Origin of the sequence: Pseudomonas sp. FP453 (assembly GCF_030687495.1) — a bacterium.
In the GTDB taxonomy this organism is placed as follows: domain Bacteria; phylum Pseudomonadota; class Gammaproteobacteria; order Pseudomonadales; family Pseudomonadaceae; genus Aquipseudomonas.
On the sequence record NZ_CP117435.1, the window covers coordinates 4,717,910 to 4,744,685 of the forward strand.

The 26,776-nt window shown below is 56.5% G+C and carries 21 protein-coding genes, 4 tRNA genes and 1 riboswitch; of the genes, 7 read left to right on the forward strand and 18 right to left on the reverse strand.

Annotation, left to right across the window (positions count from 1 at the left end; genetic code table 11):
- Nucleotides 1–45 precede the first annotated feature (45 nt).
- Nucleotides 46–888 (forward strand): chromosome segregation protein SMC, encoded by an 843-nt coding sequence (locus PSH87_RS21365; RefSeq protein WP_305431006.1) that lies wholly within the window; start codon nucleotides 46–48, stop codon nucleotides 886–888.
- Between the two features lie 58 nt (nucleotides 889–946).
- Here PSH87_RS21365 and PSH87_RS21370 read toward each other — a convergent pair whose 3' ends face one another.
- The 4 genes from PSH87_RS21370 to PSH87_RS21385 all read right to left on the reverse strand — a co-directional run bounded on the left by PSH87_RS21370 (nucleotide 947) and on the right by PSH87_RS21385 (nucleotide 3,742).
- Nucleotides 947–1,105, reverse strand: a complete 159-nt coding sequence (locus PSH87_RS21370; RefSeq protein ID WP_305431008.1) for a hypothetical protein — start codon at nucleotides 1,103–1,105, stop codon at nucleotides 947–949.
- Nucleotides 1,106–1,137: 32 nt separating this feature from the next.
- Complete coding sequence (locus tag PSH87_RS21375) at nucleotides 1,138–2,058, reverse strand: hypothetical protein (RefSeq protein WP_305431009.1); 921 nt, start codon at nucleotides 2,056–2,058, stop codon at nucleotides 1,138–1,140.
- A 420-nt stretch (nucleotides 2,059–2,478) separates the two neighbouring features.
- Entirely contained in the window at nucleotides 2,479–2,763 is a 285-nt protein-coding gene (locus PSH87_RS21380) for a hypothetical protein (protein ID WP_305431010.1), read from the reverse strand.
- Between the two features lie 4 nt (nucleotides 2,764–2,767).
- Nucleotides 2,768–3,742, reverse strand: coding sequence for a hypothetical protein (locus PSH87_RS21385; protein WP_305431012.1), 975 nt, complete (start codon nucleotides 3,740–3,742; stop codon nucleotides 2,768–2,770).
- A 394-nt stretch (nucleotides 3,743–4,136) separates the two neighbouring features.
- Here PSH87_RS21385 and PSH87_RS21390 point away from each other — a divergent pair, with 394 nt between their 5' ends.
- Together PSH87_RS21390 and PSH87_RS21395 are read left to right on the forward strand one after the other, a co-directional pair.
- Nucleotides 4,137–7,910 carry a hypothetical protein gene (locus PSH87_RS21390; protein WP_305431013.1) on the forward strand — a complete coding sequence of 1,258 codons (3,774 nt, stop codon included), beginning with the start codon at nucleotides 4,137–4,139 and terminating at the stop codon, nucleotides 7,908–7,910.
- 1,269 nt (nucleotides 7,911–9,179) lie between these two features.
- A complete protein-coding gene (locus PSH87_RS21395; protein ID WP_305431014.1) occupies nucleotides 9,180–9,803 on the forward strand; it encodes a recombinase family protein in 624 nt (207 codons plus the stop codon).
- A gap of 1,128 nt (nucleotides 9,804–10,931) precedes the next feature.
- On the opposite strand, the gene PSH87_RS21400 is transcribed toward PSH87_RS21395, so the two are convergent.
- A tRNA-Arg gene (locus PSH87_RS21400) sits at nucleotides 10,932–11,008 on the reverse strand.
- Nucleotides 11,009–11,333: 325 nt separating this feature from the next.
- Between PSH87_RS21400 and PSH87_RS21405 the strand changes: the two genes are divergently transcribed.
- The 3 genes from PSH87_RS21405 (at nucleotide 11,334) to PSH87_RS21420 (ending at nucleotide 12,470) form a co-directional block, all read left to right on the forward strand.
- Nucleotides 11,334–11,561, forward strand: a complete 228-nt coding sequence (locus tag PSH87_RS21405) for a hypothetical protein (protein ID WP_026136983.1) — start codon at nucleotides 11,334–11,336, stop codon at nucleotides 11,559–11,561.
- Between the two features lie 10 nt (nucleotides 11,562–11,571).
- Entirely contained in the window at nucleotides 11,572–11,751 is a 180-nt protein-coding gene (locus PSH87_RS21410) for a PA3371 family protein (RefSeq protein WP_305431015.1), read from the forward strand.
- Nucleotides 11,752–12,143: 392 nt separating this feature from the next.
- Nucleotides 12,144–12,470, forward strand: coding sequence for an Arc family DNA-binding protein (locus PSH87_RS21420; protein WP_003193592.1), 327 nt, complete (start codon nucleotides 12,144–12,146; stop codon nucleotides 12,468–12,470).
- Between the two features lie 106 nt (nucleotides 12,471–12,576).
- On the opposite strand, the gene mgtE is transcribed toward PSH87_RS21420, so the two are convergent.
- From mgtE to ltaE, 8 genes are all read right to left on the reverse strand, one after another.
- Nucleotides 12,577–14,019 carry a magnesium transporter gene (gene mgtE, locus PSH87_RS21425; RefSeq protein ID WP_017738211.1) on the reverse strand — a complete coding sequence of 481 codons (1,443 nt, stop codon included), beginning with the start codon at nucleotides 14,017–14,019 and terminating at the stop codon, nucleotides 12,577–12,579.
- Nucleotides 14,020–14,368: 349 nt separating this feature from the next.
- Nucleotides 14,369–14,445, reverse strand: a tRNA-Arg gene (locus PSH87_RS21430).
- 72 nt (nucleotides 14,446–14,517) lie between these two features.
- A tRNA-Arg gene (locus PSH87_RS21435) sits at nucleotides 14,518–14,594 on the reverse strand.
- A 107-nt stretch (nucleotides 14,595–14,701) separates the two neighbouring features.
- Nucleotides 14,702–14,792, reverse strand: a tRNA-Ser gene (locus PSH87_RS21440).
- Between the two features lie 62 nt (nucleotides 14,793–14,854).
- Nucleotides 14,855–15,043, reverse strand: coding sequence for a carbon storage regulator CsrA (gene csrA / locus PSH87_RS21445; RefSeq protein WP_003175645.1), 189 nt, complete (start codon nucleotides 15,041–15,043; stop codon nucleotides 14,855–14,857).
- A gap of 178 nt (nucleotides 15,044–15,221) precedes the next feature.
- Nucleotides 15,222–16,463, reverse strand: a complete 1,242-nt coding sequence (locus PSH87_RS21450; protein ID WP_017738212.1) for an aspartate kinase — start codon at nucleotides 16,461–16,463, stop codon at nucleotides 15,222–15,224.
- A 97-nt stretch (nucleotides 16,464–16,560) separates the two neighbouring features.
- Nucleotides 16,561–19,179, reverse strand: coding sequence for an alanine--tRNA ligase (gene alaS / locus PSH87_RS21455; protein ID WP_305431018.1), 2,619 nt, complete (start codon nucleotides 19,177–19,179; stop codon nucleotides 16,561–16,563).
- A 146-nt stretch (nucleotides 19,180–19,325) separates the two neighbouring features.
- A complete protein-coding gene (ltaE, locus tag PSH87_RS21460; protein ID WP_305431020.1) occupies nucleotides 19,326–20,330 on the reverse strand; it encodes a low-specificity L-threonine aldolase in 1,005 nt (334 codons plus the stop codon).
- A 190-nt stretch (nucleotides 20,331–20,520) separates the two neighbouring features.
- A riboswitch (FMN riboswitch) is annotated at nucleotides 20,521–20,690 on the forward strand.
- A gap of 88 nt (nucleotides 20,691–20,778) precedes the next feature.
- Here ltaE and PSH87_RS21465 point away from each other — a divergent pair.
- A complete protein-coding gene (locus tag PSH87_RS21465) occupies nucleotides 20,779–21,288 on the forward strand; it encodes a 6,7-dimethyl-8-ribityllumazine synthase (RefSeq protein WP_003233516.1) in 510 nt (169 codons plus the stop codon).
- A 132-nt stretch (nucleotides 21,289–21,420) separates the two neighbouring features.
- On the opposite strand, the gene astE is transcribed toward PSH87_RS21465, so the two are convergent.
- From astE to astA, 5 genes are all read right to left on the reverse strand, one after another.
- Complete coding sequence (gene astE / locus PSH87_RS21470; RefSeq protein ID WP_305431023.1) at nucleotides 21,421–22,425, reverse strand: succinylglutamate desuccinylase; 1,005 nt, start codon at nucleotides 22,423–22,425, stop codon at nucleotides 21,421–21,423.
- Between the two features lie 12 nt (nucleotides 22,426–22,437).
- Nucleotides 22,438–22,728: a hypothetical protein gene (locus PSH87_RS21475; RefSeq protein WP_003214319.1), complete on the reverse strand. Its 291-nt coding sequence runs from the start codon at nucleotides 22,726–22,728 to the stop codon at nucleotides 22,438–22,440.
- A gap of 25 nt (nucleotides 22,729–22,753) precedes the next feature.
- On the reverse strand, nucleotides 22,754–24,100 hold the full coding sequence (gene astB / locus PSH87_RS21480) for an N-succinylarginine dihydrolase (protein WP_305431025.1): 1,347 nt from the start codon (nucleotides 24,098–24,100) through the stop codon (nucleotides 22,754–22,756).
- A 174-nt stretch (nucleotides 24,101–24,274) separates the two neighbouring features.
- The gene (astD, locus tag PSH87_RS21485) at nucleotides 24,275–25,744 is read right to left on the reverse strand and encodes a succinylglutamate-semialdehyde dehydrogenase (RefSeq protein ID WP_305434354.1); all 1,470 of its coding nucleotides are present in this window, start codon (nucleotides 25,742–25,744) and stop codon (nucleotides 24,275–24,277) included.
- A complete protein-coding gene (astA, locus tag PSH87_RS21490; RefSeq protein WP_305431027.1) occupies nucleotides 25,741–26,766 on the reverse strand; it encodes an arginine N-succinyltransferase in 1,026 nt (341 codons plus the stop codon). The genes astD and astA overlap by 4 nt, the downstream gene beginning before the upstream one ends.
- Nucleotides 26,767–26,776 lie beyond the last annotated feature (10 nt).

Sequence of the window (26,776 nt, forward strand, 5' to 3'; positions counted from 1 at the left end):
CCGTTCAACCATCCTTATCAATCGTAATGCACAGAGACAATACAGATGAACACTATCCTAGAACTGAAAGACCGCCGCGACACACTGACCCTCGAAATAGAGAGCATACAGGCTGACCTGGATCCCTTCGAAGCAGCGCTGGAAAGTCCCGAGGTTATCCAGCAAGGCCGTCAACGGGCTGTGCAGGATGAAATCAACGATCACAAAAGACGCATCGACTCGCGAAGCTTTGAGATCCACCGCCTGAATCAAAAGATCGATCGCCTCGAGGCACTGGCTAACCGTGAGAGCTTGGCTGCGGGCTACATCAGCGCGATGGCGACTTGGAAGGCCGACGAGATGGAGCTCAACGAAAAGCGCAACAGCATCGAGACCCGGTTGCAACAGGTCCGCCAGAGCGATCAGGAAGACATGGCAAAGGCGCGACAAGCCGAAACGGACGCCGCTACCGCTTATGCGCAGGCTGTGGCCTGGGGCGATGTGGAGGGCGAGAAAGCGGCAAACGCTGAAGCTCAAAAAGCAGCAAAAAACCTTACTGCTGCGGTAGAGCATCACCGCCGCCAACAGCTGCTCATCACGGCTCTGGAGCAGGAGTTGGTGACGATTGACCTGCACATCACGGAGGCACAAAAAGAACGCACCAAGATCGAGAACAAAGCGGCTCACCTGGCGAATACTGTTCTGGAAGAACAATGGAATGAGGCCGCCAAAGCACTGTTAGAGACCGGCGGCAAGTTGTGGGCTGCTCGCAAACTGATTAATCGTGATCCGGTTGCGCTGCTGAAACTGGAAATCCCTGAGCAAGGTGAAAACTTCGGAAGCTGGACCTTCGGAGAACTTGCAGAACGATCACACCAACACAGCCTGCTTGACCTGTTAGCGGCCTAACCCAAACCTTCCCCCGAAGCAACCGGCGAGGGCCGGTTGCGTCTGACCTACCATCGGCCTAACCATGAATAAACCACCAAAAAACAGCGGCCAGTGGACAGAACACCTGAAGTTCCGAAAGCTCTATTTTAACGTGATAATTTTTATTATCACCGATATGTGCTGCGGGATTACGACCAAATAAATATGCAATAAAATGCCAAGGGCGCGTGTTCACGCGTCCTTCTCTCACCTGGAAAAACCAGCACCCTATATTTTAGAAAGCTCAAGCTCCAAATCTTCATTTTTAATAGTAGACATCTCTAGATCTGATGCCCACCCGGACTGAGCAATTGTACAGCTTCCACCTATGGTTCCTACGTTATTCAAGATAAGGGGCATCACATTCCTCTTGATAATTTGTATGCGTTTCCTCTCAAAATGGTAAGAGTTTTCTGTCGGCTCTTTCACAAACAGTGTGCATGCACTATTCCTTACTGAGAGTGGAGCAAAATACTCAGAATCTGCTTCAATCTCAGCTACGGTTTTAGGAATTACAGAACTATCACCAATGCAGACAAGGCTCCATGGAACAACCGAAAAACGCTCTATAGCTGGCAATCCATCAATAAGGGTTTTGCATTTAATTACCTGCGCCCGCTTGGACCTCTGATAGTCAACCAATTGTTCGCCGAACATGATTAGCTCTACGTCAGGATTTTGCATTGCGTTCCTTGAAAAATCCAGAGCGCAGGACTTAATAACAGATTCTAATATGTTCACCAAGAAGTTAATAGTGATAGGAACAAGCTCTTTATCAGAAAAATTGTAATCATCCGAATAGTAGCCTCCGCGAAGCCCATCACCCTCGTCATCTCGCGCATATACCGCTGGATCTCCATTGAACTTATTACGCACCAGCACTAGCTTTCTTGAAACTATTGAGGTGAATTCATTAATGATGTTGGATATTAAGGTGTAGTTTCCTGCATAGGCTAAATAAAAACTTCCACCGAGGTACTCGGAAAACCCGTTAAACCTGCCTAGCGAGATCCTGGGGATTTTATAACTGGCTTTAAATGAAATAATTTTTTTGTTTTCTTCTGTAACACGGGCTGCGCCTTTACTAATCAAACCATCAGCGATCGCAAAGAAACTGTCCTTGGTATAATGAAAGGCGACTATTGTCATGACCAGCCCTTAAACAAAAAAATGAATTAATTATTGGCAATAGCACATCAACTAAAAACACTCAACAGCTTTTTATAATCGCCTAGCCAACTAAAGGCGATTGCGATCATAGCCAAACGAACAGACTGCGGAGGCGTGCACACTTTGTAAATTAACAAGCAAGGAAGCTAGAATCAGCAAAGTGGGATAGCGCTAGAGCTTCTAGATAACCCTATCTTCACTCCAGCGCGGTAAAACAATCAAGCTAAACATGCATTCAATAACGCTACAGCGAATAAAATCGGGCCGATCAAGCGGCATCGGCAATTCAGGCCCGTTCCGGCGCCTCAATGTGCAGAAGCGAGAGCTAGCTGTATTCGATATAGGTCGTTAACGGCAGGATAGTGGGCGTAATAACCTCAATCAAAAACCTCTGCGTGACTAGTACGGGCTGTTTTCATACGGGTAGCGCTGCATAAACATTCTTAGCGCTAGTTCAATCCTATCAGAAGACTCGCTCGATGCGAGATGACTAAGCTGATCGGAGGTCAATTTTCTCATCAGCATACGTAGCTCCATGACAGAGAATTCATGAACAACATCGCCCGTCTTCATTTTGGCAACAACTGACTCTGGTACATGTGTATTGCTATTAGTATTTGAGAGCACAGCCGTTATCAAATTTTGCTCCAAGAAAAATTCAGTACCAGCATTCACTTCCAACATTTTTCTATACTTTCAACTTTTCGACAGGTGTTTCTCGCCCATCAACTATCTCCCCCGCCTTATAGATCAATTGAAGTTCCGCAATTGCCGACCTACTTTTTCTATCGAGCTTTTTATTGTATAACGAACCTGAAGTAAAATGAGTGATAGTCATCGGTGGATAAACAACAACAGATGGTATGTGAATTTGAAATAAACACTCGATAATGTCAGGTCGCCCAGTAAAGATCGGCATTGCGGACGCCGCATTCTTAATTTCCGTTAGTTTTCCCCGAATAATATCTCTCGCATGGTCAGGTGTCAGCCCCATGGTAAGGCCATTATGCATAAAACCTAACTTTGTTACGTCTGCCGCTATAAATCCGAAGGCATGTTTATCTTCATATTTTTTGGGCATGCGGGAAACTAATTGATCTCTAGCCTTCACAAGATTATCTTTAAGATTGCGCGCCCCCGCTATTCTTTTACACTCTATAAAAAAGGCATGCTTATCCGTGACGGCAATGATATCAGTATTTGTGCTGATATCCACTGCGCATCCAGCTTGACAAAAGTAACTTGCAATCCGCAGTTCAAATTGCGTATCTCTTGATTCAGTGTTCTTGTCGAGGGCCGCAAAATCGCTACCACTAATTATTTTTTCTATTTTCTCTTCAATCCCCTTGGGTACATTTTTTTTCAAACCTCGCAATATCCACATTAGCTCATGGGTTTCTCTCAATAAGTACAACTGCCAATCAAGAGAGCTTTGGAAACGTACATCATTAACATTTTTGAATATTTTACTTTCATCAATGCTTTTGCCTTCCGCCAACTGGATAAAATACTGCGTGTAACGAGCAATACGAGTGTTGTGAGTTTTGATTCCGAGATCATCTACAAATTCTTTAAACCGTAGCAAATCAGCAGCATGGTCATGAAAACTTATTGCAGGCAAAGTTTCCTCAGGTAATTTATAAAAACGTCCTTCCTCAGTCATTCTACCCTCCTTGTTTAGCTGATTTTATTCAGTTTTTAATCTACAGGCTTAGTTTAAATCGAATCGGCGGTACTGAACGGCAGGTGCTGGCCGATATCTATCTGTAGGACTGGCGGAAGCCGGCCAAAAGCTGTCGACCAAGCATGTCCAAACGCTGTGGCGAAATGAGCACTGTGATTACACAAATTTCCTCACAGAATTTCATGTAAATCTGATCATGCCGTCCCTTAGACCGGCGCCTGGCTGATTCCAGCATGATCCTTGGCCTCCTGAGGATGTGCACAGGGAATGTAGTATTCAAGCAGGGCGCCCAGTTGCATACTTGACTCAGTTCCTAGCCACTTCGCAATTGCGCAGCTTTCCGTTACTCCGCTGCTTTGCCAGAGTTCATCACATGCCAATCGCACCCATTTCTGTCTTCGGAGATCCCTCTCAAGTTTGGAGCGTTCCACCAGAGGATTTGATCCGGCAAGCGAATGCCTCACTGCGTGGATATGTCTATCAGCTCCACGCCTCAGCGGCCGCGTGGTTGGCGCTGAGTGTAGACGACGAACTCTACCTAGAGGTCGCCGAGGACTTCGCCGAGCTTCTCCGCGAGCCCGGAAGGGTGGCTGACATTCTGAGGGCCACTCAGGTCAAGGATACACGCGAGTCCGGGGCCGTGACTCTGAACTCACCAGATGTGCTGGCCGCCATTGAGTCTCTTCACAGACTGCGGGCCTGCAATCCTGGACGCGAAGTTAGGTTCGTATTTCTGACTACATCGCGCATCGGACTGGAGCGGAAGAATGCGCTACCCTCCGGCGTGCCTGGATTGAAAGCTTGGGAAGCGGCTGCTTCCGGCGCGGACGTTGAGGAGCTTCGCACAGCGCTCCTTCAGCTTAAGCTCTCTGAGGAGCTTCGAAAATTCATCAAAACTAGCCTTCCTGATCAGCTTAGAGTTGAACTTCTCAGTCCAATGCTCTTTGCATGCGGAGAACTGGATTGGCGCTCATTGGAGGAGAGTAATCGGCGAGCCATCATGAACCGTCGAGAACACCTTCGATCCACCGCAGACATGGCACATCGTGCATACGATGCTGTATTCCGCGATGCCGTTGCGTGTGCGCTCGGACCGGATTCGCGCCGCTTAAACGGAGCACAACTTCAGGCCTGCCTAGAACGTGCGACCTCCATCGCAGTTCCCTCAGGTGTCGCCATAGACTTACTAGCTGAGCGCTGCGAGCGGCCAAGCAACACTCTGTCCATTAGCGAATTACGCAACCTGGCGGAGGTGTTAATTCAGACTGGGGCGCCTCCATCAATCGACCTGCTATTTCCTGGTGCCAGGCCTTCAGCTATAGAAGCCCTTGTAAACGCATTCTCAGTGGAGCCGCGTCTTACCGAAATCAAATTTAATGGAGTTCCCGCGAGCGCATTCATATCGGATCTCATTGGGCTCCCGGAAAAAAAGCACTTAGTCTTGGGCCAGCCCGGCTCAGGTAAGACTCACGCACTCTGGCAAGCAGCAAATAAGTTGCTCGCGGCCGGAACGATCATCCCGCTTTATCTACCAGCAGGACAAGCGACAGGCTGGCACGACCTTGAGGAGATGGTCACGGAAGCGGCTCCGGGAGTCAGATTATCTACTTTGTTCCAAGACCCACGAATCTGTGTTTTCGTCGACAGTTGGTCAGAGTTCGCGGGTGTTGCGCGTGTAGGTGAGAAGCGACGTGCGCTCCGCGCACTGCGAAGCGCACGCCTAGTGGCGACGGCCAAGTTCGCAGACATCGATGACGGTCCCCTTAAACAGTGGACTCTTGATCTGCTCCCGCCCGACCGGGTTGCTCGCGCAGTCGCAGCAGCAAACCCGGGCGAAGCGCTTCAACCTAGTCCGGTGACTGACCTACTAAGGCTCCCTCTCCTTTTAGCCATTCATGTTCTTTCGGGCGCGCGCTCTGCGACGACCGGTGATCTCTTACGTCAATTCCATGAGCACCTTATGAGTGGGCTACCCGAGCGCTTCACAGAAGCACTCGCCGGAGCCGTATCCGATTTATCTCTGGCGGGAACACGATCTTTTGGTCGCCTCGTCGATGAGCTCCAAACTCGATCAGCTAAAGTGGAAATTGCTGATCCAGCAAGGCTATTAAGGAGTCTCGGCACGATTCTCGAACGTGGCGGTCAGGCGGTCCCATTTCACGACCTTTACTGGAGCTGGCTCACTGGGCGCGGACTGCTAGCCGACGCTGTCGCCGAGCGCGCTGTGAGCCCTCTCCGGACGCGAGAAAGCTATGCCCTGGCTATTCAGTCTGGTGGGCGCGCAGCAGAGAGCGACGTAAACGCAACCATGTTGGAAGATTTTGTGCTGGCCGCCGCACTCGACGTAAGCCGCGGTGCAGACCGCCCCATGCCAGCTCTAACAGCAGCGCTTACCGGCGCTCTGGAAGATCCTCGCTTGGCTGTGCGCAATCGCGCCGCACTTGCTGCAATGGAGGGAGCGCGCGCAGGACTTTTTCGCCCCGCCCTGGACGTGCTCGCTGAGCTAGGAAGATCCAGCATTTACCCACCTGAGTGGACGCTAACCCTCCGCCAAGCAGCTCTTTATGCGCAGCGAGCTACACTCGCAGACTGGTTAGGTTCACCGAATAGCAGTCTCGTCCTCGATGCTATTGCCGAAAGTGGCGGGCCAGAGTGGGGTCTGTGGTTAGAACACGTTGCGGCTAACGGCCGCATCAGTTGGGCAGAAGCGGCCGCAACCGCGCTTGGCTGCTGTGGCGACATACCGACATGGGTACGACCGCATCTTGACTCTGTCATCGCCTCATGCGCCTGGCTACTTCGGCCCGCCGCAGCAAGATGTGGAAACAGAGCCCTCGCTCAATTCATTGCTATCGATTACGAGCTCTTGGTGGAATCAGTCGTAGAGCTGAACTCCAGCGGGTGGATCGAACTCAACCGTGTGCTAGCCGGCTGCGGCGATGAAGACATGTTCAGTCTTTTACTCTCTCATTTCCCATCCATGAGGCCACGTGCGCAAGAACTTCTCGGCTTTGCTGTCGTCGAGCGTGGCCCACCATGGGTAGCCCGCTTTCAGCGCGTGGCTTTAGCAACTGGTGCCGCTCATCATCACAAACTTGCAGGGGAGTTCTCGCCTGAAATTGATGATGAGACGGCGCGAGCCTGGATTACCGCAGGTCATGACGAGACTGGCTGGCGGGTCCTAATCGCGCGTCATGGCGAGGCAATACTGCCTGAGTTGATTCAACAATTGCCTCCTTCCTTCGCAGATATCCACCACATCCCAGCACTCGCCCATATGCGTTGGCTTCCGGGCGCTCCGGTTACGCTCATCAACGAGGTCTGGCGCCGCCTGGGAAGCCCAATGCAACCGAAGGCGATGCGGGATGTACTCAACGCTATTGCGCGAGTATATCCAGCTGGAATTCCCCATATTGTAAGTTTTATCGCAGAACAACCCAACGCGCTTCCGGCGTATCACCTACACCAAGCCCTTTTGCTGTACTTGGATTGGCAAAAGAAATCTGGTGCGATACTCGTCGTAAAGACGTCCGATGGTAACGAACATCCTTTTCCCAATTGGATCGCACTTCATTGTGCGATGAGCCAATGGGAAGACTATTTCACGCCGGAGTTGTTAGCCCTTACGCCCGAAATAGCTATCGAATATGTCGTGCGTCATCTCGATGACAAACGCGCTGAAGCGGTACTGGAGCGGTTAAAGGGAGTAACCACCTACAGCGCTCCGCTGCTGGATCGCATGCTTGCAGTGCCAACCCTTGCTGCTCTAATTCCTCAGGTATTCGCCGAAAGTTTCGAACAATTTCCCATCGATGCTCTCCGGAGGTGCATTGCATCGATCGATATCGACCAAGAAAGTTTGCTGTACCGACTCGCCGCAACAGCGAATCCCATGCATCGTGGAGTGCATGAGGAGCTTATCGAGCGCGTCCTCGCGTGCTCGCCCAAATGGCATGAGTTGCATTACGTGGCGGACATGCTGAGAGCTTATTCGAAGGAGGAGGTACTCCAAATTATTGATGCAGTATCTGAATGCAGTGAGGACTGCTGGTTATGGTTTGTTCGCTTGGTAGAGGCGACGAGGGGGGAGCGCTTGATCAACGAGGACGGTGCCATAAGGTGTCAGGAGCCTAAAAACTTACTGTAGTGAACCCTGCCTGAGTAGGCCACGACGTGCCAGTGACCGGCCTAGATAGAGGGCCTTGATGAAGAAAGACTTCGGTTCGACGATGGTCTACCTTAGTCAGCATAAACCGCTGCTCACAAAGCACCCATTTATGTAACACCTACTGGCCCTGTAACACGCCCATACGGCAATGAAACACACCGTGTGTAACGACACATATATCCTTTAAATTCAAATAGTTACGATAAATAGTAACACGTGTAACACCCGTAACATGGTTTTATAAAGAGGTATGCCCCCTAGCCCCGAAATGGCGCTTCCTCCAGCGAGAAAGCATGATCGCTTCGAATTCAAAACGTAAAGGGACCCTGGAAGACTACTCATTCACGGGGTCGGAAACCCGCGTGATCGTGTCAGCGAAAAGGTACCCAGCTTAGTGAACAGGTGAACCGGGTGAACTGCTGTTCACCAGTGCATTTGCCCTATGAATCGGAAAGTCGCTGGGGACCCTGGGCATTTAGGCTAGACAAGGGGCAAAGAACCCGCCGGATCTCGTTAGTGACTGGGCTCCAAAGTTAGTTGACTGGTTGACCAAATTGACCGGGCCAATCGTTCACTATCCTGAACGAAACCCATGACCCTTACATATCCGGTAAGGATGGCCTTTTTTCTTCAAGATCCTTTCAATTTCAACGATTGAAATTTCAGTAACTTCCAATGCCTCCCACTAACTAGATCCCGCGGGTTTCATGCCCCGTGTCGCTAGGATGTCGTCAGGGTCCCCGGCGACTTTTCAATGCACCATTTGAAACGTCGCACTACGGACCACGTGTAACATGGACTCAGCGCATCACGCCTGCCCAATCCCTGAGGGCAGCACATCAAACATGCCCAGACGCTTAGCGACAAAGCGTCGTACAGGCCGATAGCAACATCGGTGCCTAATCGGATCCGGCCAACACAGCCAGGTATTCAATGCTGCATCACGAGGGAAGTCACTCTCGCTGCAGGAACCTCTGTAAGAGGGGCAAGGGGACGGGACTTACAAGTCGTGTTACTGATGTTACGCGCGCTACAAAAAACATAACCAATTGAATATAAAGGTTTTTTATTCGTTACACGTTCTCTGCCCTGATTTAGAAGTGGGTGTTACAGGACGTCAGGTGTTACACCCGAATATGCCTATCCAGATACAGGCTTATTTTGCCTTTTTCGGGCTTTCTGCTTGATAAGTAACACCCATAGTGCAACAGTATTAGTAGAACGCCTTAACTGATACAGGCACCCATCATGTTCATCCGCGCATACCTCCGAGCCTCCACCGAAGAACAAGACGCCGGCCGTGCCCGGGCCTCGCTCGAGCAATTCGCCAGCGACCATAACAAGGTCATTGCAAGCGTGTACTTGGAGAACGCCAGCGGAGCCACCGCCGACCGGCCGGAGCTGCTGCGCCTGCTCAAGGATGCCCGTAAGGGTGACGTGTTGCTGGTGGAGTCGATAGACCGCCTCTCCCGCCTCCCAGTGGAGGACTGGCAAAAGCTGAAGACTGCCATCGACTCAAAGGGGCTGCGCATCGTCGCGCTCGACCTGCCGACCAGCCACCAGGGAATGCAGGACACCAAGGGCGACGAGTTCACAGGCCGGATGCTGGGGGCGATTAACTCCATGCTGGTGGAAATGATGGCCGCCATCGCGCGCAAGGATTATGAGCAGCGCCGCGACCGGCAGGCCCAGGGCATCGAAAAGGCCAAAGCCGAGGGCAAGTACCTGGGGCGCCCGGTGGATGCTGATCTGCACAGACGTGTGGCCGAGTTATTGGGAGCAGGCCTCGGCATAAGAGCTACTGCAAGGCACGCTAACTGCTCAACAACAACCGTTCTGCGCATTAAGGGTAGTTCGAAAGTCGAGCTTTAGGGCTCGCAGAGGCAGGCTTTTAAAACAACTCCAAGTCGTGGGCGTGATTACACATAAAACGGCAATGGGTGCGAGAGCTATTCCTGATGTTCTGAGGGTGACGCGCTGTCCGCGGGCCTAGTTCTCATCTGCCATATTTCTTGGAACGCCGAGCACACGTATCGAACTGCTAGACCGATAGCGACGATACCAGCAACTGTGACGTGCTCCCGCCACGACGATGGAAGGTTTGCGGCGCTCCCAACAAAACCAGCGGCGATAATTGCGACTCCACCTGGCACGCTAAAAGCTGATAGAAAAACTAGAACCGTATGATTGAGGTCAAAGGGTTGTTTGTTTATCGCTCTGAAACCTGCATAAAAGACGGACAATGACACACCAAGCGCTATCCCGATCGTAGTGGTATCCATCAGCCACGCTCTTTAGATTCGTTGCCTATAATTGCGCCTATCACCCCTCCGACTACAGCCCCAAAAGGACCACCTATAGCAGCCCCCAATGTCGCGCCGCCGATCAGGCCGATAGCTTGTGAGTTACCTCGAGAGGATTGCGTAGCGCCTCTTACAGACGCCGAGGGCGATATTACCGAGTTGCCACTCTCCGTTATTACCTGTCCATGCACTGTGCCATAAACCTCCAGGACCCCCCCCTGATTCACGACGTCGCCTTTCACCATCCCGTGGACTTTGGCTGCACCGCCAGGTTGAACGACAACATTTTTTATGCACGTCCCGTACAGGAGCAAAAGTCCTCCCGATTTTACGATGATGCTCCCACACGCCATCCCGTAAAGTGAAAGCGCCCTATTGAGCTCGATGTCGCCGTCAATTCGACCGTGTTCGGATTGCATAAAATTCTCTCGTTAACAGCAGTACGCATCTTTAAGAGACTCGACGGTCCGTCTGCGTGAAGCGTAATCGTAGTCAAAATATGCAAAACGATTTGGGAAGGACCAGAGATAGATACAGCAGAATAGCCTTAAACCACGGCTCTGGAGAGGAGCCACGCCGAATGTATCGACGCTAAAAAGCGATTCGGGAACCCCAGGCACTGTATACGCTAGCTGCCACGCTGCTGTCACAGAGCGGAAATGCATTATAGAGTTAAGCCTGGAAGCCTTGAATTATATGGTGTCCCAGGGCCGGTTCGAACGGCCAACCTTCCCCTTAGGAGGGGGATGCTCTATCCAATTGAGCTACTGGGACAAATGACAGCCACTGCGCCAGGGGCAGTGCGACGGACGGCGTGCATGTTAACGGCCAAGGTGGGTTTTGTCATGTCGTCCGTAGGCTTTTTGAGTGTAGGCCGCCGCCTGCCTGGGTGACTACGGCCTGCCCCTGCAAATCCGGGCACTTGGCGCCATCGTGCAAAATGCACTCCGCCAAAATGCCATCATTGCAAATTGCAAGGAAACAGCCCCTTAAACAACACCTAAGCCACTGATTTTATTGAAATAAAACATTGGCACGGGTTCTGCAATACTTCTCCTACAACAGTCAATTGGCCACACCAGCCACGGAGAACATGATCATGAACAGCGCGCTTCTGTTAGCTCTCAACGCCGTGGCCCTGGCCGCATTGGTGATGTTCCACTTCCAATCGAGCAACAACGAAGACACCGCGCAGCTTCGCCAACCGGTGCCACACCACTTGCAACAGCGCCCGCAACTGGCGGTGATGACCGCCAAGCCACAATCCGACATCCACCTGACACAGGGCACTCAAGCAGCGCCCTCCTCCGAACACTGGGTTTTCTGAGGGCACCCCCATGAGCAAGCCTGCCTGGCTGTTCCTTTGCATGACCTTGGCCACTGCCATTCTGGGACTTAACGTCAACACCCAGGATGAGCAAACCACATCCTTTATTGCCAGCGGTGTGTTTGCGAGCCTGCTCTTGCTGACCCTCATCGTCGGCCGGCGGATCAAATTCGACCCTGTATTGCGCTGAACCGCCCCCTCCCCATCGCCTACCTTATGTCGCCTCGCGCTAGTAAATCGGCAGATTGCCACTAGTCTTAAAATCAAGGGCAAAAGGCCACATTGCTATACGATGTGCGCCCTCCAGCCCTTTTGTGGCCGGGGTGTGGGCGAAAATTGCTGGATGAAGTTTTTCGTCGAAAAGTTTTCCAACCAGTCCGCAAAAAAGCAAATCAGTGCTGGCATTAAGCCTTTAGGCAGTTCAATATTTGTCACAGAATTGACGCCAAGGAACTGGCAAATCTGAGGCATGATGCGGCCTCTTTGCAATTCAGGTTGAACTTTGGTCGTGAGCCTTGTCTTAACTCTCATCGCTTGCGGCCAATTCCAAAAACCGCTCCCCTGAACTAACCGGTTAAATATATGCGCCCATTGAAACAGGCAATTTATTCCAGCCGTACGGCTGACAAGTTCGTCGTACGTCTGCCAGACGGAATGCGGGAACGCATTGCCGAGGTGGCTCGCAATCATCACCGCAGCATGAACTCCGAAATCATCGCGCGCCTGGAGCAAAGCCTTATTCAGGAAGGTGCGTTGGGCGAAGAGTTGAGCATGCGCCTGGACAGCCCCGAGCTGTCGCTGCACGAACGCGAACTGCTGCAGCGTTTTCGTCAGCTCTCCCACCGCCAGCAAAATGCTCTCGTCTCGCTCATCGCGCACGACGTCGAGGCGGCCGCAGAAGCCAATTGATAGACAACTGAAAGCCGAAGCCAGCTATGTGCTGGCTTTTTTTTGCTTGAAATTTGAGCAGGGAAGCGCAGCAAAGGGGGCAGAGTTGCCCCCCCTAAGGACAGGATCAGAGCAGGAAGATCGTCGCCAGACCCAGGAAGATGAAGAAGCCGCCACTGTCGGTCATGGCGGTAATCATCACGCTGGCACCCATGGCAGGATCGCGCCCAAGGCGCGCCAGGGTCATCGGGATCAACACCCCCATCAGCGCCGCCAGCAGCAGGTTGAGCGTCATGGCGGCCGTCATCACGACGCCAAGCGACCAACTGCCGTAAAGCAAGTAAGCCACCACACCGATCACCCCACCCCACACCAGGCCGTTGATCAAGCCCACCGCCAGCTCCTTGCGCAGCAGTCGCGATGAATTGGCGGTACTCACCTGGTCCAGTGCCATGGCGCGCACGATCATCGTGATCGTCTGGTTGCCCGAGTTGCCGCCGATCCCGGCCACAATCGGCATCAGTGCCGCGAGCGCCACCAGCTTCTCGATCGAGCCTTCGAACAAGCCAATCACCCGCGATGCGATAAAAGCAGTGATCAGGTTGACGGCCAACCAGGCCCAACGGTTTTGCAGCGAGCGCCAGACCGAGGCAAAAATATCTTCCTCTTCACGCAGACCCGCCATGTTGAGGACTTCAGTCTCACTTTCCTCACGAATCAAGTCGACCATTTCATCGATGGTCAAACGGCCAATCAGCTTGCCGTTCTTGTCGACCACCGGGGCCGAGATCAAGTCATAACGCTCGAACGCCTGCGCCGCTTCGTAGGCATCTTCGTCCGGGTGAAAACTTACCGTGTCACTGGCCATCAGATCCGCGACTTTCTTGTCCGGGTCATTGACCAGCAAACGCTTGATCGGCAGCACGCCCTTGAGGATGCCTTCGTAATCCACCACGAACAGTTTGTCGGTGTGGCCTGGCAGCTCCTTGAGGCGACGCAGGTAACGCAATACCACTTCCAGGCTGACGTCTTCGCGGATGGTGACCATCTCGAAGTCCATCAGGGCGCCGACCTGGTCCTCGTCATAGGACAGCGCGGAGCGTACTCGCTCACGCTGCTGGCCATCGAGGGCTTCCATCAGCTCATGTACGACGTCACGCGGCAGCTCAGGGGCCAAGTCAGCGAGTTCGTCGGCATCCATCTCCTTGGCAGCAGCCAGGAGCTCGTGATCGTCCATGTCGGCGATCAGGGTTTCACGCACCGAGTCGGATACTTCGAGAAGGATGTCGCCGTCGCGGTCAGCCTTGACCAACTGCCAGAGGGTCAGTCGATCATCGAGGGGCAAGGCTTCGAGAATGTAGGCGACGTCGGCGGAGTGCAGGTCATCGAGCTTGCGTTGCAGCTCGACGAGATTTTGTCGGTGAACCAGGTTTTCGACGCGGTCGTGGTTCGGACCTTCCTGGCGATGCGTAAGGTCTTCGACCACGCGCTGGCGCTGCAGCAGCTCGATGACTTGAGCCAGGCGATCCTGCAGGCTTTCTTGTGTTTTCTTTACTTCTACTTCGGTCATAGGCGAACTCCACTCCCAGCAGCGGGGCACGCCGGAAGGATCAATCAGTCAATTCATGATTGGTAAAACGGGGTACTGAGTCACTACTGGGTAAGTCCATGGAGGTATTCCACAAGCCCCGGCGGGGCTGACGGGCGCAATCATACACCGCCCGACCGCTTTAAACGTCAAAAAACTGGAAAGAACAAGCGCTTGCGAGCAAAAGCTGAGCAACGGCTGGATCTATGAACTGCGACGACGCAGCCCGAAAGGAAAACACATGACGCAGGAGAAAAGATAAGACCTGGGATAAATCCTACTCAAACCCCAGACGGCAAAAAGCCCGCACTAGGCGGGCTTTTTGTTTGTATGGTGCACTCGACAGGATTCGAACCTGTGACCGCTCGGTTCGTAGCCGAGTACTCTATCCAGCTGAGCTACGAGTGCAGATTGTGTTTTTAGACCAGATCACAACTGGTTGGAGCCAAGCCACCTGCATTGCTGCAACTGACTCTTAAATGGTGCACTCGACAGGATTCGAACCTGTGACCGCTCGGTTCGTAGCCGAGTACTCTATCCAGCTGAGCTACGAGTGCATTTGTTGCCGCGCATTATAGGCCGTTCAATCTCTATGTAAAGCTATTTTTTCGTTTATTTTCAACAACTTACGAAAAAACCAGATTGCAACGTACTAAGCAAATAATGGCGGAGAACGGGGGATTCGAACCCCCGACACCCTTTTGAGGTGTACTCCCTTAGCAGGGGAGCGCCTTCGGCCACTCGGCCAGCTCTCCGCAACACGGGGCGTATATTAACCACGTTCTTCCCCGTTTGCAAACATAAAAAACGATAAAAATTAAAGGCTTGGTTCTTCGTCCTTCTCTTTCTTGATCCGCAGGTAGATTTCCTCGCGGTGGACCGCTACCTCTTTCGGAGCGTTAACCCCAATACGCACTTGATTGCCTTTGACGCCGAGCACGGTCACGGTGATTTCGCCATCACCGATAATCAGGCTTTCTGCGCAACGACGAGTCAGAATCAGCATACCTTTCTCCTCACGCATTTCAGTTCAGGAACAACAGTCTGCAAAAAAAAGGCGTTCGACCTACAACCTGATGGCCATAGCCCTACCCGCCTAAGTATTGTCGAGCCCACGCAAAAGAACATGCGCCCTACAAAAAAAGGAAAGGCGCGGTAAACCGCGCCTTCCTGGCATTACTGCATCACTCGCCCTGTCGGGCCGGAGCGTCCAGCTCGAACGCGGTATGCAGCGCGCGTACAGCCAACTCCAGGTACTTCTCTTCGATCACTACCGAGACCTTGATCTCCGACGTGGAGATCATCTGGATGTTGATGCTCTCCTTGGCCAGGGCCCCAAACATGCGGCTGGCAACGCCGGCATGGGAACGCATGCCCACGCCCACGATCGACACCTTGGCGATCTTGGTATCGCCGACCACTTCACGCGCACCAATCTCGCGGGCAGTGTTCTCCAGGATCTTCAGCGCCGCATCGTACTCGTTGCGGTGCACGGTGAAGGTGAAATCGGTGGTGTTATCGTGGGAAACGTTCTGCACGATCATGTCGACTTCAACATTCGCGTCGCTGATCGGGCCCAGAATCTTGAAAGCCACGCCCGGGGTGTCTGGCACGCCACGGATAGTCAGCTTGGCTTCATCACGGTTGAAAGCGATACCGGAAATGATCGGCTGTTCCATGGATTCCTCTTCATCAATAGTAATGAGGGTGCCCGGACCCTCTTTGAAGCTGTGCAATACGCGCAGCGGAACGTTGTACTTGCCGGCGAACTCCACCGCGCGGATCTGCAACACCTTGGAACCGAGGCTGGCCATTTCCAGCATCTCTTCAAAGGTGATCTTGTCCAGGCGCTGGGCCACGGACACCACACGCGGGTCAGTGGTGTAAACGCCGTCCACATCGGTGTAGATCTGGCATTCATCGGCCTTGAGAGCCGCTGCCAGCGCCACGCCGGTAGTGTCCGAACCGCCACGCCCAAGGGTGGTGATGTTGCCGTGCTCATCCACACCCTGGAAGCCTGCTACAACTACCACACGCCCGGCTTTCAGATCAGTGCGTATTTTCTGATCGTCGATCTGCAGGATGCGCGCCTTGGTATGTGCGCTGTCCGTGAGGATGCGTACCTGGCTGCCAGTGTAGGACACCGCCGGCACACCGCGCTTGTTCAGCGCCATGGCCAGCAAGGCGATGGTCACCTGCTCACCCGTGGACACAATCACATCCAGCTCACGCGGCAGCGGCGGTTGATCACCGCTGATAGCCTTGGCCAGGTCGATCAGGCGATTGGTCTCGCCGCTCATGGCCGACAGCACCACCACCAGGTCGTCGCCGGCATCGCGGAATTTCTTAACCTTGTCGGCCACCTGCTCGATTCGTTCGACGGAGCCGACCGAGGTGCCTCCAAATTTCTGTACGATCAAAGCCATTTCTAAGCCGCCTCAGCCCGTAAAGGGGCGCCCAATAAACCAATCTTCCAGCACCTGCGCGCGCCCATGACTAGACCATGGGCACGCCACCAGTGCCTTAAATACCCGCTTCGACAAACGGCACGGTCAGGGCCAGGGCCGCGTCCAGGGCACCGGCGTCTACACCACCGCCTTGTGCCATGTCTGGACGACCACCGCCCTTCCCGCCCACTGCCGCAGCGGCTTGCTTCATCAAATCACCGGCCTTGAGTTGGCCAGTCAGGTCCTTGGTTACACCGGCAACCAGAACGACCTTATCCTCATGGACACCGCCGAGCAGGATCACTGCGCGGCCGAGCTTGTTCTTCAACTGATCGACCAAGGCCAACAGCGCCTTGCCGTCCTGACCGTCCAGGCGCGTGGCCAGGACCTTCACACCCTTGACGTCCAGGGCCGTGGCCGACAGATCGTCGCCCGCCGCGCTGGCTGCCTTGGCCTGCAACTGCTCCAGCTGTTTCTCCAGGGCGCGATTGCGCTCCAGCACGGCGGACAGTTTGTCGATCAGGTTGTCGCGGCTGCCCTTGACCAGGCTGGCCGCTTCCTTGAGTTGTTCTTCGGCCGCGTTGAGGTAGGCCAGGGCCGCAGCGCCAGTCACTGCCTCAATACGGCGCACACCGGATGCCACACCGCCTTCGCTGATGATTTTCATCAGGGCGATGTCGCCGGTACGGTTGGCGTGGATACCGCCACACAGTTCCACCGAGAAATCGCCGCCCATGCTCAGCACGCGCACGCTGTCGCCGTACTTCTCGCCGAACAGCGCCATGGCGCCCTTGGCCTTGGCGGTCTCGATGTCGGTTTCTTCGGTTTGCACCGGGGTGTTCTTGCGGATCTCGGCGTTGACGATGTCTTCCAGCGCCTTGATCTGCTCAGGCTTGATCGCTTCGAAGTGGCTGAAGTCGAAACGCAGGCGCTGGCTATCCACCAACGAGCCTTTCTGCTGGACGTGATCGCCCAGCACCTGGCGCAGTGCGGCGTGCAGCAAGTGCGTGGCCGAGTGATTCAGTGCGGTGGCATGGCGAACATCGGCATCGACCTGGGTATCGACCGGCGCACCGATCGTCAGGTTGCCCAGCACCATCACACCGTGATGCAGGAACGCACCGCCGGTCTTGGTGGTGTCGCGCACGTCAAAACGGCCGGACGTCGAACTCAGGAAACCACAGTCACCGACCTGGCCACCGGATTCGGCGTAGAACGGCGTCTGGTCCAGGACCACGACGGCCTCTTCGCCTTCGTTCAGCACGTCGACCGACTTGCCGTCTTTATAGATGGCAACGATCTTGGCCGAACCCACGGTGGCGCTGTAGCCGGTGAACTCGGTCGGCACATCAACCTTGACCAGGGTGTTGTAGTCCAGGCCAAAAGAGCTGGCGGAACGCGCACGCACACGCTGGGCTTCCATCTCACGCTCAAAACCGGCTTCGTCGATGGTCAGCTCGCGCTCACGAGCGATGTCGGCAGTCAGGTCCATCGGGAAGCCGTAGGTGTCGTACAGCTTGAACACCACGTCGCCCGGCACCACGGTACCTTTAAGCTCGGCCAGGTCCTGCTCGAGAATCTTCAGGCCGTGTTCCAGGGTCTTGGAGAATTGCTCCTCCTCGGCCTTGAGCACGCGCTCGATGTTGCCTTGCTGTTGCTTGAGTTCCGGGAAGGCTTCGCCCATCTCGGCAACCAACGCAGCAACGATCTTGTAGAAAAAGCTACCGGTAGCGCCCAGCTTGTTACCGTGGCGGCAGGCGCGACGGATGATGCGGCGCAGCACATAACCACGGCCTTCGTTCGACGGCAGCACGCCATCGGCGATCAGGAAGCCGCAGGAGCGGATGTGGTCCGACACTACCTTGAGCGAAGACTGGCTTTCATTGGCGCAGCCAATGGCCGCCGCCGAGGCGCTCAGCAGGTTGGTGAACAGGTCGATTTCATAGTTGGAGTGCACGTGCTGCATCACCGCACTGATCCGCTCCAGGCCCATGCCGGTGTCTACCGACGGCGCTGGCAACGGATGCAACACGCCATCGGCGGTGCGGTTGAACTGCATGAACACGTTGTTCCAGATCTCGATGTAACGGTCGCCGTCTTCTTCCGGCGAGCCCGGCGGGCCGCCCCAGATGTCGGCGCCGTGGTCGTAGAAGATCTCGGTGCAAGGGCCGCACGGGCCGGTGTCGCCCATGGTCCAGAAGTTGTCGGAAGCGTACGGCGCGCCTTTGTTGTCGCCGATACGGATCATGCGCTCTTCAGGCACGCCGATGTGTTGGGTCCAGATGTCATACGCTTCGTCGTCCGTCGCGTACACGGTGACCCAGAGTTTTTCCTTCGGCAGCTGCAGCACGCCGGTCAGGAAGGTCCAGGCGAAGGTGATCGCATCTTTCTTGAAATAGTCGCCAAAGCTGAAGTTGCCCAGCATTTCGAAGAACGTGTGGTGACGCGCGGTGTAACCGACGTTTTCCAGGTCACTGTTCTTGCCGCCGGCGCGTACGCACTTCTGGCTGCTGGTGGCGCGGGTATAGGCGCGCTTTTCCTGGCCCAGGAAGCAGTCCTTGAACTGGTTCATCCCCGCGTTGGTGAACAGCAGGGTTGGGTCATTGCCTGGTATCAAGGAGCTGGAGGCTACACGGGTGTGGCCTTGCTCTTCGAAGAAGCGAAGGAAGGCTTCACGGATTTCTGCGCTTTTCATTAGGTTCTTCCACGGAGGCTGCGGCCAAAGGCCAGTGCGCAACATCATCAGACGGAGCGACGGCAAAGGGCCGCATTATATCGGCCCTTTGCCGGTGGTACAGCGTGTTTATACGATTGAAACGTTCAATTAGACGGTGTGCAGGCTCATTTGCGCGAAAATTCGACGAATGTCGCCAGCACCTGTTCGATCTGCGCGCGGCTCACATCCAAATGGGTGACCATGCGCAGGCGCGGGGCGGCGCTCAACGTGATCCCACGCTCGGCGGCAAACGCCTTCAACGCCTGGGCCTGCTCGCCAATCTGCACGTAGACCATGTTGGTCTGCACCGGCTCCACCGTGTAGCCGGCCTTGCGCAGCTCATCCCCCAGCCATTGCGCGTTGGCATGGTCGTCGGCCAGGCGCTGCACCTGGTGATCCAGCGCGTACAGCCCCGCCGCCGCCAGCGAGCCGGCCTGGCGCATACCGCCGCCGACCATCTTGCGCAAGCGCCGGGCCTTGGCGATCAGCACCTGCGAGCCACACAGCACCGAACCAATCGGCGCGCCCAGGCCTTTGGACAAACACACCGAGACCGAATCGAAATACCCGGCGATCTCCCGCGCATCCACCCCCAGCTTGACCGCCGCGTTGTAGATCCGCGCGCCGTCCAGGTGCAGCGCCAGGCCATGCTCGCGGGTAAACGCGCGCGCCCTGGCCAGGTATTCCAGGGGCAGCACCTTGCCCTGCATGGTGTTTTCCAACGCCAGCAGGCGCGTGCGGGCGAAGTGGAAGTCGTCGGGCTTGATCGCCTCCAGCACCTGGTCCAGGTCCAGGGAGCCGTCCGCCTGCACCTCCAGCGGCTGCGGCTGAATCGAACCGAGCACCGCCGCGCCACCGCCTTCGTATTTGTAGGTGTGGGCTTGCTGGCCGACGATGTATTCCTCGCCGCGCTCACAGTGCGCCATCAACGCCAGCAGGTTGCTCATGGTGCCGGTGGGCACGAACAACGCCGCGTCGAAGCCCAGGCGTTTGGCCATTTCGGCTTCCAGCAGGTTGACGCTGGGGTCTTCGCCATACACGTCGTCGCCGCTGGCGGCGTTGGCCATGGCGTCTCGCATGCCGGGGGTGGGTTGGGTCACGGTGTCGCTGCGCAGGTCGATCACAGACATGAAACAGGCCTCTAACGGATTGGATAAGTCCTTTTGCAGATCATTACTGCGGGCAACGCCACGGAATATCAAGCCCCGGGCATATTCAATCGAATACCAACCAAACAAACCGATATAGCCTATCGATACGGCAGCCGTGCAGTTTTTGAAAAACCATGATAAAAACTCTCCGCCGCCAGGGTTCTGGTGGCAACGTTCTCAGGGCGGGGTGCAATTCCCCACCGGCGGTAATTACACGCAATGTGTATAGCCCGCGAGCGCTTGGCGCCTCGAACTGCTCACGCGGGACGGCGCCAAGGTCAGCAGACCCGGTGTGATCCCGGGGCCGACGGTCATAGTCCGGATGAAGAGAGAACGGGATTGGCACCTAAGGGCCGCTCGTCTTGCGTACCCTTAAATCCCATTCGATTCATATCGCCCTGTTTTTTTCTTAAACAGGAGTCAGAACATGCAACCCACCGCAATCGACAGCAAAAGCAAAAACCATCACGGCGAGCGCGTCGCGTTTATCCAGGCCTGCTGGCACAAGGATATTGTCGACCAATCGCGCAAAGGCTTCCTCGCCGAAATGATCGCCCAGGGCTACCAGGAATCGGACATCGATTTCTTCGAAGTCGGCGGTGCCTTTGAAATGCCCCTGCACGCCAAGCTGCTGGCCAAGACCGGCCGCTACGCCGGTATCGTTGCCGCCGCGCTGGTGGTGGACGGCGGCATCTACCGCCACGAGTTCGTGGCGCAGTCGGTGGTCAGCGGCCTGATGCAGGTGCAGCTGGAAACCGAAGTGCCGGTGTTCTCGGTGTCGCTGACGCCGCATCACTTCCATGCGGGCAGCGAGCACCACACGTTCTTCTACGAGCACTTCGTGCACAAGGGCCAGGAAGCGGCACGCACCTGCGCCGACACCCTGCACAAGGTCCGCGCGATCCGCCGCAGCGAGCCGCGTGCCGTAGCGGTCTAAGCCACCCTGCAAAACCAAATGTGGGAGCGGGCTTGCCCGCGATTACGGAGTGTCAGTCAACAACGCTGTGACTGAACCACCGCTATCGCGGGCAAGCCCGCTCCCACATTGGGTAGTGCTAGACCTTGAGATTTACGCCAGCCCGGCAGCCGTCGTCGGCACAATCAGGATCCCCGCCCGCAAGCCGTTCTTCACCTTCGGATTCGGGAAGATAATGCGCGCCCCCTCCTCCTCGATCACCCAACGGGTCTTGGCCACGTCTTCGGCCAGCAGATAGCCCTTTTCCAACTCCGAAAAATTCTCCACATCCGCTGGCAAGTGCAGCAGGAACGCATCGCTGTGCTTGATCACTTCCCGCGCCACGGCGAACAGTTTCAGGCCGTCAAGGCTGTCGGTCGCAGGCTCGCTGCCTTCGATGATCTGCTGCAAGCGCGTCTCCAGGCGGGACACGTCCACGCCCTGGTTCTGCCCGAACGGCCGCGCCTTGCCCAGTTCCAGGGTGAAAGCCTCGGCGTCGAGTTGCTCGTAGGTAAACGCGGTGAAGGTGATGGAGGTTTTGTTCTGCAACAGCACCGCCTCCATACCGGCGGCACGCAGGCGCTCCAGTTCACGACGGGAATGCTGGCGCCCGGCCTTCCACGGGTACAAGGCGAACTGCTCGATCTTCGAACCGCGAATCGCAGTGTGCAGGTCGTAATGCAGGCGCGCTCGGTCGGGCAGGCTGAAAAAGCTGCGGGCCAGTTGCTCAAGCTCGGCGGCACGCATGGCCTCCGGGCCGATGTTTTGTTCGTGGCGGCCATTGAACAGCCGGTTGACGTCCAGTTCGAGGTAACGCTCGCCGCGGCGCATGGCCTCGGGGTTGCCGAACAGGAACAGAATACGGTTGCGGGGCTTGATCTCCCCACGGGCGATGCCTTGCAACAGGCGGTCGAGCAGTTCGATCGGCGCCGTTTCGTTGCCATGGATGCCGGACGACAGCAGCAGGTCGCCGCCGTCGTCTCGGCCCTGCGGTGGGCGCACTTCCAGCGCGCCCTCGCTGAGCCAGCGCATCTGCACGCCGTCGACAGTCAGTTGAATTTTTTGCGCCGGTTCGCGACCGGCGAGGGTCAGTTCAAGCAGTTTGCCGAGGGCGAGCATAAGCAGCTTCTCTTAGTGGTTGCAGCCTGGACCGTGGACGTGATCGTCGTCGTCACCTTCAACGTCAGCCGGTTCCATTTCCAGTTGCAGGCTCATCAGGTTGGTGGCCAATGGGCGCATCAGCAGGTTGGCGTATTCAGCATCGCCTTCTTCCACGTCCACGCCGATCAGCAGTTGGCCACGGCCGTCGTGCTGGATCCAGATTTCCTTGCCCTGCCACACCACGGCGACGCGGGTGCAGGAGGTTTCCAGCTGGGTGCCGTCGGTGTCTTCAAGAATCAGTTTCAGGGTGTCGGTGGTCATATATATAACTCTCAGCCGTGCGGCGTTAATTGATCTGGAAAGGATAAACCGCGCCCAGTTTAAGGATTTGCGTCAGTTCATCCAGTGCCGTCCGGCATTCAAGCAACAACTGCGGGTCAGCCAGGTCGCTTTCGCGCAAGCTGTCGCGGTAGTGCTTGCCTACCCACTGGGTCAGTGTTTCGTACAACGGCGCGGTCATGATAACCCCTGGATTCACCGCCGCCAGTTCCGTTTCGTTCAACGCCACACGCAAGCGCAGGCACGCCGGGCCACCGCCGTTCTGCATGCTTTGCTTGAGGTCGAAGACTTTGACTTCACGGATCAGCCCGCCCGACGCAGTCAGGCCTTGCAGGTACTGCCACACGCGTTCGTTGGCGCGGCATTCTTCCGGCACGATCAGCAGCATCGAGCCGTCGGCGCGGGTCAGCAACTGGCTGTTGAACAGGTAGGAACGCACCGCGTCCTCGACACTGACCAGGGCACGGGGCACGCAGACGGACTGGAAGTTGCCGCCCAGCTTGCCCAACTTGGCTTGCAGCTCAGCGAGCATCTGTTCGGTATTGAGGAACGCATCCTCGTGATAGAACAGCACTTCGCCATTGCCCACCGCGATCACGTCGTTGTGGAACACACCGGCATCGATCACCGCCGGGTTCTGCTGGGCGTAGACCACGCCGTGGTCCTTCAGGCCGTGCAAGCGCGCAACCGCCTGGGACGCTTCAAGCGTCTGGCGCGCCGGGTACTTTTGCGGCGCCGGGAAGCGGCTATCGAACGCACTGCGGCCGAACACAAAAAACTCCACGCCCGCGTCACCGTACTCACGGCAGAAACGCGTGTGGTTGGCCGCGCCTTCATCACCGAACTGCGCCACCGCCGGCAACGCGGCGTGGTGGGCGAAGTGCTTGGCGTCGGCAAACATCGCCCCCAGCACGCGGCTGGTGGTCGGGTGTTCGATGCTGCGGTGGTATTTGCAGTTCAGGTTGGCGGCGGTGAAGTGCACGCGGCCGTCGGCGGTGTCGGCGCTTGGGCTGACCGTGGCGGCGTTGGCCACCCACATGCTCGATGCCGAGCAGCTGGCGACCAGCAATGGCATGGCGTCCTTGGCGGCTTGCTGGATCACCTGGGCGTCGCTGCCGCTGAAGCCGAGGCTGCGCAAGGCGGCGACGTCGGGACGTTCCTGTGGTGCGAGCACGCCCTGGACAAAGCCCATGTCCATCAGGGCCTTCATTTTTTGCAGGCCCTGCAACGCCGCTTCCTTGGGGTTGGAATGCTGCTGGCTGTTGCTCTGGGACGCGACGTTGCCAAAGGACAAACCGCCGTAGTTATGGGTCGGCCCCACTAGACCGTCAAAATTGACTTCATAGGATTTCATCGGCGAGGCTCCACGAACATCTGTTTTTATAGGCATTAATTGCAGGTCTATATCTGTAAACCCGATCAACTGTGGGAGCTGGCTTGCCTGCGATGGCATCACCTCGGTGTACCTGAAAGACCGAGTCGCCTGTATCGCAGGCAAGCCAGCTCCCACACAAGCCTGCTTCCACCTTTAGTTCAGCGTAATACCTGGGGTCAGCGTGGCTGGCACCACCAGGCTCGGGGTCTCCAACGACGCCACCGGATACGCACAATAATCCGCCGCGTAATACGCACTGGCACGATGGTTACCCGACGCCCCTACCCCACCAAACGGCGCAGTACTCGCGGCGCCGGTCAGCTGTTTGTTCCAGTTGACGATGCCCGCACGGCTTTCCAGCCAGAACTGCTGGTAACGCGCTTCGGAGTCCGACAACAAGCCAGCGGCCAGGCCGTACTGGGTGTTGTTGGCCTCGGCAATCGCCGCGGCAAAATCAGCGTAGCGAATCACTTGCAACAGCGGGCCGAACAGTTCTTCGTCTTCGCGCTCGGTGACGCCGGTCACATCGATGATGCCTGGCGTCAGCAGCGCGGCCTGATCCTGCGGCTGGGTCATTTCCAGCAGCGCCACGGCGCCGTTGGCGAGCATCAATTCCTGGGCCTCCATCAACGCTTTGGCAGCCGCCAGGGAAATCACCGAGCCCATGAACGGCGCCGGTTGCTGGTCGAATGCGCCCACTTCGATAGTCGCGCTGACTGCCACCAGGCGCGCCAACAACGCATCGCCCCACGCGCCTTCCGGCACCAGCAGGCGACGGGCACAGGTGCAACGCTGGCCGGCGGAGATAAACGCCGACTGGATAATGGTGTAGACCGCCGCATCCACGTCGGCCACTTCATCCACCACCAGCGGGTTGTTGCCGCCCATTTCCAGGGCGAGGATCTTGTCCGGGCGCCCGGAGAATTGCTGGTGCAGATGATTGCCGGTGCGGCTGGAACCGGTGAAGAACAACCCGTCGATCCCAGGATTCGCCGCCAACGCGATGCCGGTTTCCCGCGCGCCTTGCAGCAGGTTCAACACGCCCGCCGGCAAACCGGCTTCGATCCAGCATTGCACGGTCAGCTCGGCGACTTTCGGCGTCAGCTCGCTCGGCTTGAACAGCACGGTATTGCCCGCCAGCAGCGCCGGGACGATATGCCCGTTGGGCAAATGGCCGGGGAAGTTGTACGGGCCAAACACCGCCACCACGCCGTGGGGCTTGTGGCGCAGCACGGCGGTGGCGTCGCCCAGGGGGCCGCTCTTCTCGCCGGTACGCTCGCGGTAGCTTTGCACCGAGATGGCGATCTTGTTGGCCATGCTGGTGACTTCGGTGGCCGACTCCCACAGCGGCTTGCCGGTTTCCTCACCGATGCAGCGAGCGATTTCATCGGCGCGTTGTTTCAGGGTGGCGGCGAAGGTTTCCAACACAGCGATACGCTCTTCCAGCGAACGCTTGGCCCAGGCCGGGAACGCCTGGCGTGCAGCCTGCACGGCGGACTCAACCTGCTCGGCAGTGGCGCCATTGCCGGCCCACAGCACTTGCTGGGTCACCGGGTTGCGCGATTCAAACAGCTCACCCTGGCCCGCCAGCCAGCTACCTGCGATATACAGCGAATTCATTATTTCGACTCCCGAGCAGCAGACAACGGAACAGCACGCACTTGATCACCCACCACCAGTTGCAGGCGCTTGGCGGTCAGCGGATCGACCACCAGCGTGCCTGCCGCCAGACGGGCTGGAGCGGCCGTGATGCGGCACTCCTCGCGCTTGCGGTTATGGATCAGGAACGGCGTGGCATCGTCCCCCGGCGTGCCGATGGCCAGCACCAGCGATTGGCTGTCGCGAACCGCACGGATCTTGCTGGTTTCACACTCCACCGCCGGGCCCGCGTCAAAGATATCGACGTAGCCCTGGTAGCTGAAACCTTCGCTCTTGAGCATGCTCAGCGCCGGTTCGGTGTCCGGGTGGACCTTGCCGATCACGTTGCGCGCATCCTCGGACAGGAAGCAGCTGTACAGCGGGAACTTCGGCATCAGCTCGGCGATAAACGCCTTGTTGCCCACGCCGGTGAGGTAATCCGCCTGGCTGAATTCCATCTTGAAGAAGTGCCGGCCCAGGCTTTCCCAGAACGGCGAACGCCCGGCGTCGTTGGACACCCCGCGCATCTCGGCGATGATCTTGTTGCCGAACAACTGCGGGAACTCGGCGATAAACAGCATGCGCGCCTTGGCCAGCATGCGGCCGTTGAGGCCGCTGCGGTAATCGGCGTGCAGGAACAACGAGCACAGCTCGGAGTTGCCGGTGAGGTCGTTGGCCAAAAACAGCGTAGGGATTTCGCGGTAGATATTCAGTTCCTGGGAGGCGCTGACTGTCAGGCCGACCCGGAAGTTGTACCAAGGCTCGCGCAGGCCGACGGCGCCAGCGATGGCAGAAATGCCCACCACGCGGCCTTCGTCGTTTTCCAGCACGAACAGGTAGTCGGCATCGCCGCGCCCGGCTTCGCCGCGAAAGGTTTTCTCGGCCCAGCCAACCCGGTGGGTCAGGCGCTCTTCGTTGGCCGGCAAGGTGGTGAGGCCGGTGCCGGTGCTGCGCGCCAGGTCAATCAGGGCCGGTAAATCGCTGCTGCGTACGGGACGAACGATCATGCTATCTCCT

Coding starts and splice junctions, on each gene's coding strand:
- PSH87_RS21365 (WP_305431006.1), top strand. CDS start 46: ATGAACACTATCCTAGAACTGAAAGACCGCCGCGACACACTGACCCTC.
- PSH87_RS21375 (WP_305431009.1), bottom strand. CDS start 2,058: ATGACAATAGTCGCCTTTCATTATACCAAGGACAGTTTCTTTGCGATC.
- PSH87_RS21380 (WP_305431010.1), bottom strand. CDS start 2,763: ATGTTGGAAGTGAATGCTGGTACTGAATTTTTCTTGGAGCAAAATTTG.
- PSH87_RS21385 (WP_305431012.1), bottom strand. CDS start 3,742: ATGACTGAGGAAGGACGTTTTTATAAATTACCTGAGGAAACTTTGCCT.
- PSH87_RS21390 (WP_305431013.1), top strand. CDS start 4,137: ATGCCAATCGCACCCATTTCTGTCTTCGGAGATCCCTCTCAAGTTTGG.
- PSH87_RS21395 (WP_305431014.1), top strand. CDS start 9,180: ATGTTCATCCGCGCATACCTCCGAGCCTCCACCGAAGAACAAGACGCC.
- PSH87_RS21405 (WP_026136983.1), top strand. CDS start 11,334: ATGAACAGCGCGCTTCTGTTAGCTCTCAACGCCGTGGCCCTGGCCGCA.
- PSH87_RS21410 (WP_305431015.1), top strand. CDS start 11,572: ATGAGCAAGCCTGCCTGGCTGTTCCTTTGCATGACCTTGGCCACTGCC.
- PSH87_RS21420 (WP_003193592.1), top strand. CDS start 12,144: ATGCGCCCATTGAAACAGGCAATTTATTCCAGCCGTACGGCTGACAAG.
- mgtE (WP_017738211.1), bottom strand. CDS start 14,019: ATGACCGAAGTAGAAGTAAAGAAAACACAAGAAAGCCTGCAGGATCGC.
- csrA (WP_003175645.1), bottom strand. CDS start 15,043: ATGCTGATTCTGACTCGTCGTTGCGCAGAAAGCCTGATTATCGGTGAT.
- PSH87_RS21450 (WP_017738212.1), bottom strand. CDS start 16,463: ATGGCTTTGATCGTACAGAAATTTGGAGGCACCTCGGTCGGCTCCGTC.
- alaS (WP_305431018.1), bottom strand. CDS start 19,179: ATGAAAAGCGCAGAAATCCGTGAAGCCTTCCTTCGCTTCTTCGAAGAG.
- ltaE (WP_305431020.1), bottom strand. CDS start 20,330: ATGTCTGTGATCGACCTGCGCAGCGACACCGTGACCCAACCCACCCCC.
- PSH87_RS21465 (WP_003233516.1), top strand. CDS start 20,779: ATGCAACCCACCGCAATCGACAGCAAAAGCAAAAACCATCACGGCGAG.
- astE (WP_305431023.1), bottom strand. CDS start 22,425: ATGCTCGCCCTCGGCAAACTGCTTGAACTGACCCTCGCCGGTCGCGAA.
- PSH87_RS21475 (WP_003214319.1), bottom strand. CDS start 22,728: ATGACCACCGACACCCTGAAACTGATTCTTGAAGACACCGACGGCACC.
- astB (WP_305431025.1), bottom strand. CDS start 24,100: ATGAAATCCTATGAAGTCAATTTTGACGGTCTAGTGGGGCCGACCCAT.
- astA (WP_305431027.1), bottom strand. CDS start 26,766: ATGATCGTTCGTCCCGTACGCAGCAGCGATTTACCGGCCCTGATTGAC.